This is a genomic window from Actinomadura craniellae, from assembly GCF_003289645.1.
In the GTDB taxonomy this organism is placed as follows: domain Bacteria; phylum Actinomycetota; class Actinomycetes; order Streptosporangiales; family Streptosporangiaceae; genus Actinomadura_D; species Actinomadura_D craniellae.
Genome location: NZ_QLYX01000002.1, coordinates 379,033 through 388,811 on the forward strand (window position 1 = coordinate 379,033; position 9,779 = coordinate 388,811).

8 protein-coding genes are annotated in these 9,779 nt (G+C 72.0%); 5 read left to right on the top strand and 3 right to left on the bottom strand.

The window, feature by feature from the left end; all coding sequences use genetic code 11:
* Positions 1 to 146 precede the first annotated feature (146 nt).
* The 5 genes from DPM19_RS05410 (at position 147) to DPM19_RS05430 (ending at position 7,125) form a co-directional block, all read left to right on the top strand.
* On the top strand, positions 147 to 548 hold the full coding sequence (locus DPM19_RS05410; RefSeq protein ID WP_158566705.1) for a DUF427 domain-containing protein: 402 nt from the start codon (positions 147 to 149) through the stop codon (positions 546 to 548).
* The gene (locus DPM19_RS05415) at positions 545 to 1,414 is read left to right on the top strand and encodes an acyl-CoA thioesterase (RefSeq protein ID WP_199484871.1); all 870 of its coding nucleotides are present in this window, start codon (positions 545 to 547) and stop codon (positions 1,412 to 1,414) included. Before DPM19_RS05410 ends, DPM19_RS05415 begins: the two co-directional genes overlap by 4 nt.
* A 257-nt stretch (positions 1,415 to 1,671) precedes the next feature.
* A complete protein-coding gene (locus DPM19_RS05420) occupies positions 1,672 to 2,349 on the top strand; it encodes a sulfotransferase family protein (RefSeq protein WP_233509859.1) in 678 nt (225 codons plus the stop codon).
* 68 nt (positions 2,350 to 2,417) lie between these two features.
* Positions 2,418 to 5,183 carry a non-ribosomal peptide synthetase gene (locus DPM19_RS05425; protein ID WP_111863663.1) on the top strand — a complete coding sequence of 922 codons (2,766 nt, stop codon included), beginning with the start codon at positions 2,418 to 2,420 and terminating at the stop codon, positions 5,181 to 5,183.
* Positions 5,184 to 5,649: 466 nt separating this feature from the next.
* Positions 5,650 to 7,125 (top strand): MFS transporter, encoded by a 1,476-nt coding sequence (locus DPM19_RS05430; RefSeq protein ID WP_111863664.1) that lies wholly within the window; start codon positions 5,650 to 5,652, stop codon positions 7,123 to 7,125.
* 147 nt (positions 7,126 to 7,272) lie between these two features.
* Here DPM19_RS05430 and DPM19_RS05435 read toward each other — a convergent pair whose 3' ends face one another.
* The 3 genes from DPM19_RS05435 to DPM19_RS05445 are packed head-to-tail and all read right to left on the bottom strand — an operon-like array spanning position 7,273 to position 9,732.
* Entirely contained in the window at positions 7,273 to 8,382 is a 1,110-nt protein-coding gene (locus DPM19_RS05435; RefSeq protein WP_199484872.1) for an alpha-hydroxy acid oxidase, read from the bottom strand.
* A complete protein-coding gene (gene hppD / locus DPM19_RS05440; RefSeq protein ID WP_233509860.1) occupies positions 8,379 to 9,488 on the bottom strand; it encodes a 4-hydroxyphenylpyruvate dioxygenase in 1,110 nt (369 codons plus the stop codon). Before hppD ends, DPM19_RS05435 begins: the two co-directional genes overlap by 4 nt.
* Before the next feature lie 31 nt (positions 9,489 to 9,519).
* On the bottom strand, positions 9,520 to 9,732 hold the full coding sequence (locus tag DPM19_RS05445; RefSeq protein ID WP_111863666.1) for an MbtH family protein: 213 nt from the start codon (positions 9,730 to 9,732) through the stop codon (positions 9,520 to 9,522).
* Between the last annotated feature and the right edge of the window lie 47 nt (positions 9,733 to 9,779).

The following is a 9,779-nucleotide window of genomic DNA, read 5'->3' on the forward strand; positions in this document are numbered from 1 at the left end:
AAGAGGAATAGTCCGCCCAGCGCGAACCAGACTTTCACATCGGCTCGCTTCCTGGGATCATGGCGGGACACCTGTTCGTGCCCGACGGGGCGGAGCCGCCCGGCAGGTGCGCCGGTTCCGCCTCGCTGAAGAGAATGAGGTCAGCCTTGGCGACGACATCCGTGCGGTCCATGTACCACGAGCGGCCGGACTACCGCGTTGATCTTCTTGCCCGCACCAACGTCATCACCGCGTGGCTGGGCGAGGTCCGGCTGGCCCTCAGCAACGCCTGCCTGATCGTCGATGAGCAGGATCACGGTCTGGCGGTGTACTTCCTCGCGGACGCGGTCGACTTCTCCCGCCTGGAGCAGATCGACCAGCGCACCGTCTGCCCGTTCAAGGGGCAGGCCGTGTACTGGCGGGCGGCGGGCGGTGACGGGCCGGGCATCGCGTGGAGCTACCCGGAGCCCTTCCCCGAGGTCGCCCGCCTGGCGGGTTACGTCGCCTTCGACCAGGACGAGGTCCGCGTGGTCATCGGCAAGGGCGCCTTCACCGGGGTGCGGCCGTGACCGAGTCCACGCTCCAGCGAATGATCGCCATCTTCGACGTGGAACCGCTCGACTCCACCCTGACGCGCTTCGGGGGGGACAGTGACGGCGGGGGCCGGCAGGTGGTCGACGGCAGCCAGATCCTCGGCCAGTCCATCGTCGCCGCGGGCAAGGCCTTTCCGGGCCGGACGGTGCGTTCCGCGCACACGCTGTTCGTCGCCGTGGCCGATCCGGCGAAGCGACTCCAGTTCACCGTGACGCCGGTGCGTGCGGGGCGTTCGTTCGCCAGCGCCACGATCACCGCCCACCAGGGCGACCGGACCTGCGCGACCAGCACCGTGCTGCTGGACCACCCGCAACCCGACCTCATCCGCCACGACAGGTGGACCGGCCCGCCGGCCGCCGGGCCCGAAGCGGCGCACCCCGTCGACATGCCGCTCCAGGGCCGGGAACTGCGGATCGAAGGGATCAAGGACTACGGCAGCCCCGACGAGGTCGGACCGCCGATCATCGACGCCTGGCTCCGCTACGCCACCGTGCCCGAGGACGACCACCTGCGCCGTGCCCTGCTGGCGCACTTCACCGGCCACCTGTCCATCTCCACCACGATGCGCGCGCACCCCGGGATCGGCACCTCGCAGGCGCACCACACGGTCTCGACCGCGGTCATGGGCATCGGGGTGAGCTTCCACGATCCCGTGCGCTGGGACGGCTGGATCCGCTACCACCACGAGAGCGCCTACGTCGGCGCGGGCATGAGCCACGTCCGCGGCCAGGTCCTCACCGAGGACGGGCGCCTGGTCGCCTCGTTCACCCAAGACGGCATGATCCGGGCCTTCGCGCCCAGCGGATCGGCGACGTCGATAGCCGCCGAATCCCGGCTGTAAACGGGGAACCCGGCCACCTCCCACCAGGGCCGAAGGGGTCATCCGCGACCTCGACCGCCCGCTATATAAGCAGATTTATTGCCATTACATTGTGTTAATGCGACTTAACATACAGTATGCAAGAATATAGGGATATGTGCAGCAGCGGGTGATGGCCGAACCGCTGCCGCAACGAGTTCGATCTGCTGGTTGACGAGGCGCCGGGTGGGCCGGTCGCCTCGGAACACACCCGGACGTCAAAGGATGGGTCATCAGTCATGATCGAGGTCATCGGAGCGGGACTGCCGCGCACCGGGACGCTGTCGCTCAAGGCGGCGCTGGAGCAGCTGGGTTTCGGCCCCTGCTACCACATGTTCGAAATCTACGACCACCTCGACCTGATCGACCGGTGGCTGCCCGGGGTTCCGGACGGCCCGGCGGGCTGGGAGCGGGTGTTCGCCGGTTACCGGTCGACGCTGGACTGGCCGGCCAGTTTCTTCTGGCGCGAGCAGGCCGCGGCGTTCCCGCAGGCCAAGGTCATTCTCACCGTCCGGGACGCCAGCCGCTGGTACGCCAGTTTCCGCACGATGATCCGGCTGCGCGCCGCCGCCATGGTGCAGGACGACCCGACGGAGTCCACCCGCGCCTTCCAGGCGAGCTTCGCGCGGATCCAGCCGCTGCTGGCCCGCATCGCCCACCAGACCTTCGGTAGCACCGGGCCGATCCCCGAGTGGCTGCCCGGCGAGGACCAGGCCGTGGCGATCTTCGAGCGGCACACCGCGGCGGTCCGGCAGGACCTGCCCGCCGACCGCCTGCTGGTGTTCGACGTGCGCCAGGGGTGGGAACCGCTGTGCGCCTTCCTCGGCGTCGCCCGGCCCGCCGGCGGCTTTCCCCGGCTCAACGACGTCGACGCCCTCAAGCACAGGTTCGGCAGGTTGGAAGCCGGTCGTCCCTAGCCGCCGCGGGCGGCGCCGGCCGCCCGGGCACCCGCGGACGACCCACGCGTGCCGCACGGGAGGAAGCCATGACCAGCCAGTCACCGACGTATCCGGTTCTCGCCGGCCCGGACGGAACCGGCGGCATCGCCGACCTGCTGCTGCGGGCGGCGACCTCACCCCCGACGTGCGGCGTGCGCTACATCGACGACGGCGGGGCCCTGACCGCGCAGCCGTACGCGGACCTGTACGACCTGGCCCGCCGCGTGCTCACCGGGCTGCGCGACCACGGGCTGCGCCCGGGCGCCACGGTGGCGCTGCTGCTGGAGCACCCCCGCGATGTCATCCCGGCCTTCTGGGCGTGCGTGCTCGGCGGCTTCGTCCCCTGCCCGATGACCCCGCTGCGCGGGGACGCCGACCGCTGGGCGGCGCAGCTGGAACACGTCGCCACGCTGCTGGACGATCCGCTGATCGTCACCAGCGGCGCCGTCCGGCGTGACATGCCTCCCCTGCCCGGGCGCCGGATCGTGGACGTCGACCGGCTGCCGGGCGCCGCGGCCGAGCCGGAACCGCCCGCGCCTGGCCGCGACGACGTGGCGTTGCTGATGCTCACCTCGGGATCCACCGGCAACAGCAAGGCGGTGGCGCTCACCCACGGCAACCTCCTGGCGGCGCTGGCCGCCAAGGCCGAGCGGCTGGGCTGCCACGCCGGCGACGTGATGCTGAACTGGATCGCCTTCGACCACATCGCCGCCTTCGAGGGGCACCTGCTGCCGATGTCGGTCGGCGCGGCCCAGGTCCAGGCGCAGTCGCAGTTCGTCCTGACCGACCCGGTACGGCTGCTGCACGCGGCCGCCGAGCACCGCGTCACGCTGACCTTCGCCCCCAACTTCCTGTTCGGCGAGATCAACAAGGCCCTGCGGGACGCGGGCCCCGGCAGGCGGCTCGACCTGTCGGCGCTGCGGCACCTGCTCTCCGGCGGCGAGGCGGTGGTGTGCGCCACCGCGCGGCGCTTCCTGGACGCCCTCGCCCCGCACGGGCTGCGCCGCCAGGCGATCGCGCCCGCGTTCGGGATGACCGAGACGTGCGCCGGCAGCACCATGAACCTCGGCTTCCCCGACGCGGACGCCGGGGCGGAGTTCGCGTCCCTCGGCCCGCCGGTCCCCGGCCTGGACGTTCGCATCGCCGACGAGCGAGATACGCCCGTTCCGGCCGGCACCGAGGGCTGCCTCCAGGTGCGCGGCCCCATGGTCTTCCGCGGCTACCACAACGACCCGGCCGCGACCGCCGCCGCCTTCACCGGGGACGGCTGGTTCCGCACCGGGGACCGCGGCCGGCTCGTCGACGGCCGGCTGCACCTGACCGGCCGCGACAAGGACAGCATCATCGTCAACGGCGTCAACTACTTCAGCCACGAGGTGGAGACGGCGCTGGAGCGGCTGCGCGAGGTGGCGGGCTCCTGGGTCGCCGCCGTCCCGATCAGGCCGCCCGGCAGTGACACCGAGCAACTGGCCATCATGTTCACCCCGGCCGTGCCCATGGCCGACGAGGCGCGCATCCACCAGGCGCTCGCCGCCATCCGCAACACCGTCGTCCTGCTGTGGGGTTTCCGCCCCGCCCTGATCCTCCCGCTGCCCAGGGCGGACATTCCCAAGACCAGCCTCGGGAAGATCCAGCGCAGCCTGCTGCGCAGGCGGCTGGAGACCGGCCGGCTCGCCGACCGGCAGCGGTGGATCGCCGAGCTGACCCGGCGGCGGCTCGGCGGCCACGTGCCCCCGGACGGCCCGACCGAGCGGGCCGTCGCCGCCCTCTACGCCGACCTGTTCGCGCTCGCCCCCGACCAGGTCGGCGCCACGGCCGGCTTCCTGGAACTCGGCGGAACGTCGCTGGACGTGCTCCGGCTGCAGCAGCGCCTGCGGCGCACCCACCCGCACTCCGACGTGTCGCTGGTGTCGATCCTGCGCGCGCCGACCGTCCGCGCGCTGGCGGCCCTGCTCGACGGCTCGGCGGGGTCGGGCGGCTACGACCCGGTCGTGCCCCTGCAGCTCACCGGCGACCGCACGCCGCTGTTCTGCGTCCACCCGGGCGTGGGCGAGGTGCTCGTGTTCGTCAACCTGGCCGCCTACTTCACCGGCGAGCGCCCCTTCTACGCGCTGCGGGCCCGCGGCTTCGGCCCCGGCGAACCGCACTTCGCCGACTTCGCGGAAATGGTCTCCTGCTACGTGACCGCCATCCGCCGCCGCCAGCCCACCGGCCCCTACGCCATCGCCGGATACTCCTACGGCGGCGCCGTGGCGTTCGAAATCGCCAGGGCCCTGGAGGAACAGGGCGAAGAGGTGGGCTTCCTCGGCATCATCAACCTGCCGCCGCACATCAGGGCCCGCATGCACGAGATCGACTTCACCGAGGGCGCGCTGCACCTGGCGCTCTTCCTCGACCTCATCACCGCGCAACAGACGAACGACCTGGTCCGACCGCTACGCGACCTGCCACCGGAGCGGCAACTGGACCGCATCATGGCGATCGCCTCCCCGCAACGGCTCGCCGAACTCGACCTCGACCGGGCGGGGTTCGCGACCTGGGTCGACCTGGCCCAGTCCCTCGTCCACGCGGGCCGGTCCTACGAGCCCGGCGGGAACGTCGCGTCGGCCAGCGTCTTCTACGCCGTTCCGCTGCACGGCACCAAACAGGAGTGGCTCGACGACCACCTGCGCCGATGGGACGACTTCACCCGCGGCGACAACCGCTACCTGGACGTCCCCGGCGAGCACTACACCCTCATGAACGCCGACCACGTCGGGGCCTTCCAGCAGATCCTGCGCGACGAACTCGACCGGACCCTGCGCGGCAGGTAGCCCCGCCCGATCCGGACCCGCCATCTCTTGAAGGCGCGGATTTAGTTCAGTAAATTTAAGCCTATCGACATGTGGCGCTCGTCACTGTCACCGACCGACACCGCCGCAGGTGAGCATGCCCACGACCACCACCGAACCGGCCCGCGAGACCACGCTGCTCGGGCCCGCTCTCCGCGCGTCCTTAACCGGAGGCCGCCTCCGCACCCCCGAGGGGTCCTTGGATTCGGCCACCAACACAAAATCCATCGAAACGTGATGGCCCCTGGCGGATCAGGACGACTCGTCTGACCCGTCTCCGCAGTCGGTGGACTCCCACCCCGATCGCCGTGCGCGGCATCTCCCACCCCCACGACGCCTCGCTCAACCACCCAGAGTCAACGAGCGGACACCCACGGGTGCCATCTCGCCCTGCGGCGACATCGCACCCGGCACCCCGTGCCCGCTCGTGCATCAAGGAGCGTTGTTCATGAACGCAGCACCAGCCCGACTCCCCGCGAAGACCAGACCATTCATCGTGGTCCTGCTCACGCTCATGCTCATCGAGGGCGCGAGCATCTTCGAGTACGCGATGATCCTCGGTGCGCTCCCGTTCTTCGCGGAGCACTTCCAGACCGACATCGTCGCCATCTCCTGGACGCTCACGGTCTTCATCCTCGTCGGCGCCGCCGCCTCGGTGGTCGCCGGACGCCTCGGCGACGTCTACGGACGCAAGCGCGTGCTCATGGTCCTGCTGGTCCTCTCCATCCTGGGGTCACTGATCAGCTTCGGCTTCGGCAGCCTGCCGGCCATCATCGTGGGCCGGGCGCTCCAGGGCACCAGCGCGGGCATCATCCCGCTGGTGATGGGCATCGCCCGGGAGACCATGCCGGAGAAGCGCGTTCCCGTGGCGGTGATCGTCATCACCGCCACCGCGAACCTCACCGCGGGGGCCGCGGTGCTCATCGGCGGGGTCTACATCGACCACGGGGAATGGCGGCTCATGTTCCTCACCGCCGCCGCCCTCGGCCTCCTGGCCCTCGCCCTGTGCTGGCTGGTCCTGCCGCGCCCGACCGCCGACACGGCCGAGACCGAGACCGAGACCGGGACCGTCGGTATCGACTGGGTGGGAACCCTGCTGCTCGCACCCGCCCTCATCTCGTTCCTGTACGGCGTGACCCACGCGAACAGCGCCGGGATCCTCGACCCGCTCGTCCTGGCCACCATCGGCGGAGGGCTCGCCGTCCTCGTCTTCTGGGGCTGGTGGGAACTGCGCGTCCCGAACCCGATCGTCAACCTGCGCTACGCGGCGAACCCGAAGATCGTGAAGATCCTGCTGGTCGCCGCCTGCAACGGGCTGGGCGTGGTGTCGGTGACGGGCATCGTCCAGCCGCTCATGGCGCAACTCCCCGAGAACATGCCCATCGGAGTGGGCATGACCGCCACCGAGTACGGGGCCTACCACCTGGTCGCGGCCGGTGTCGGCTTCGTGCTCGCCCCGCTGGCCGGCAGGTGGGCGGCCCGCTTCGGCGGCCACATCCCGTTCATCATGGGCGGCACGCTCGCGATCGCGAGCACCCTCCTGATGGTCTGGGGGCCGCTCAACCAGCAACTGCCCGTCGTCGTGGGCGTGCTGGTGGTGACGGGCGTCGCCAACGCGTTCCTGCTCGGCTCCCTCTACAGCATGCTGATCGACGCGGTCCCCGCCGAGAACACCAGCGAGTTCGTCGGCCTGGGCCAGGTCGTACACAACATCATGATCGCCGTCGGCACCGTCATCGGGTCCTCCCTGGTGGCGTCGTCGGTCATCGAGGGAACGACGGCACCCACCACGGGGGCGTGGCAGCTGACGCTCCTCTACCTGCTGGTGATGCTGGCCGCCAGCATCGTGGTCGCCCTCACCGTCCGCCGGCAGCGGCCGGCGGACGACGCCCCGCAGGTCGCCGTGCCGGTCGTGGCGCACTAAGGTGCCGGCCCGCGGACACGGCAGGCGCGCGGACCGGCCCACCGGGACAGGTGGGCGGCGCGGCTGCCGTGTCCGCCCGGTCCGCCCGACAGCCGCCTTGGCGTTGCGAACGGCGTCGGCGAGGCGCGGGCCCGGCGGAGGCCGCGGTCAGCGGATGGTCCCTCCCCCGTTCGCGACGCGCAGCCGCGCGGCCGCGGCGAGGTCCGGGCACGCCGCCAGCGCGAGGGCCGTCTCCAGTTCCTCGGCGAGCAGCCGGAGCACCCTCAGCACGCCCTGGTGACCGCCGGCCGCCAGCCCCCACAGGACCGGGCGGCCGAGCAGCACGCCGTCCGCGCCCAGGGCGAGTGCCTTCAGGACGTCCGTGCCGCTGCGGACACCGCTGTCGAACAGCAGCTCGCACCTCCCCGCAACGGCGTCGGCCACGGCGGGCAGCGCGTCGAGGGCGGGGATCGCGCCGTCGAGCTGGCGGCCGCCGTGGTTGGAGACCACCAGCGCGTCCACACCGCACCCGGCGGCGCGTTCCGCGTCGGCCGGGTCCAGCACCCCCTTGAGGACCAGTGGAAGCGAGGTGCGCTCGCGCAGCCAGTCCAGGTCGGCCCAGCGGAGCGAGGGGTCGACGACGTTCGCGGTCTGCGCGGCCACCGCGCTCGTCCCGCTCCGGGCGTCGCCCGGGACACCGTCGGGGCGCCGGCCGAAGTGCACCGCCGCAACCCCTTCGGGCAGGGTGAAGGCCCCGCGCATGTCCGCCTGCCGGCGGCCCATCCTGGGCGTGTCGACGGTCAGCATCACCGCGCGGCAGCCCGCCGCCTCCGCCCGCTTGAGGAGTTCCTCGGTGTGGCCCCGGTCGCGCAGCCAGTACAGCTGGAACCAGGTGGTGGCGCCGGTCGCGGCGATGTCCTCGACGTGGGTGCTGCTGAAGGTGCACGCCGTGAAGGGGACGCCGGCGTCCTGGGCGGCCCGGGCGGTGGCCAGCTCGCCGTCGGGGTGCACGGCCCGCTGGTACGCCAGGGGGGCCACGGCCACGGGCAGCGCGCTGGCCGTGCCGAGCAGCGTGCGGGCGGTGCTGACGGACGAGACGTCCGCCAGCACGCGGGGGACGAGGTGCAGCCGGTCGAACGCGGCACGGTTGGCGCGCAGCGTGAGCTCCGCGCCCGCCGCCCCGCCGACGAACCGCTCCACCGCGGCGGGCAGGACGTCCGCCGCGAGGGCCTCCGCGTCGGCGGGGGTGAGCATTTCGGCGAGTGCCGGGTGGGTCACCGCACGGTCTCCCCGACGACCTCGTGGTCGGGCTTGTCCGCCTGGACGGCCTCGTAGAGGGCGCGGACGTTGCCGCCGCCGAAGGTGTCGGCCCCCGACCGCTCGATGATCTCGTAGAACAGCGTCCGCCGGGGGTGGACGGTCCGGGTGAAGATCTGGAACAGCTGGCCCGCGTGGTCCTCGTCGGCGAGGATGCGGGACCCGCGCAGCTCGGCGAGCGTGTGGCGGCCCGGTTCCAGGCGCTTCTCCAGCAGCTCGTAGTAGGTGTCGGGGGTGTGCAGGAAGTCGACGCCCCGGTCGTCCAGCCGGGCGACCGCCTGGACGATGTCGTCGGTGGCGAAGGCCAGGTGGTGCACTCCGCCGCCGCCGTGCCGTTCCAGGAAGTCGCCGATGTGGCCGGCGTCGTGGTCGGGGCTGGGGGCCAGGACGGTGAAGGTGAGGTCCCCGGCGGGGCTGCGGACGGCCTTGGAGTCCATCGCCTCGGTTCCCTGCACCATCAGCTCCTCGTACACGGACGCGAACCCGAAGATCCGCTCGTAGTAGCCGGTGCTCTCCGCGAGTTCGCCCATGGGGACGCTCACCGCCACGTGGTCCAGCACCGTCAGCCCCGGCGTCCCGGTGGACGCCGGGGCGGGTTCCGCGACCGGCTCGAAGCCGGGCAGCGGCAGGGCCGCGTCCTCGTGCCCGGCCGGCCGCTGGACCAGCGTGTGGCGTACGTCGTCGAAGCCGGCCGCCAGGACGGCGGTGACCCAGCCGTCCCGCTCCTCGGGTCCGGCGAGGGCCGTGGCGGAGCGGGCGACGGCCGCCGTGAAGGCGGCGCGGGTGTCGGGGGTGCGCAGCGCGATGTCGGCGACACCGTCGCCGTGCCGGCCCACGAAGCCGGCGGCCGGGTGCGTGCCGTCGAGCGCCTCGGTCACCACGAGCACGATGCCGCCCTGGCGCAGTGCCAGGGAGCGGGAGGCGCCGCCGGGGCCGTGGCGCTCGGCGGTGGCGTGGATCTGGAAGCCGTAGCCGTCGGCGAACACCGCCGCGGCGGCGTCGGCGTCGGCGGTGTACAGCTCGACATGGCTGACGAGCAGGGGTCCGGTCGTTGCGTTCACTGCCACTTCGGTCTCCTCACTGTCCGCGGGGATCGGCTCACTGCTCGGCCATGGCGTCGGCCAGGCTCTTGGGACGCATGTCCGTCCAGTGCTTCTCGACGTGGTCGAGGCATTCCTGGCGGCTCGCGGCCGGCAGGGAGACCGTCCAGCCGGCGGGGACCTCGGCGAAGGCCGGCCACAGCGAGTGCTGCAGCTCGTCGTTGACGAGGACGAGGTACTGGGCGTCGTCGTTCTCGAAGGGGTTGGTCATGGCTGCACTCCGGTGTCGGGGACTGTGTGGACTTCGGGTCAGGGGGC

Excerpts from the sequence above, each read along its gene's own strand:
- DPM19_RS05445 (WP_111863666.1), bottom strand. The coding sequence starts at position 9,732 with ATGACCAACCCCTTCGAGAACGACGACGCCCAGTACCTCGTCCTCGTC.
- DPM19_RS05420 (WP_233509859.1), top strand. The coding sequence starts at position 1,672 with ATGATCGAGGTCATCGGAGCGGGACTGCCGCGCACCGGGACGCTGTCG.
- DPM19_RS05430 (WP_111863664.1), top strand. The coding sequence starts at position 5,650 with ATGAACGCAGCACCAGCCCGACTCCCCGCGAAGACCAGACCATTCATC.
- DPM19_RS05425 (WP_111863663.1), top strand. The coding sequence starts at position 2,418 with ATGACCAGCCAGTCACCGACGTATCCGGTTCTCGCCGGCCCGGACGGA.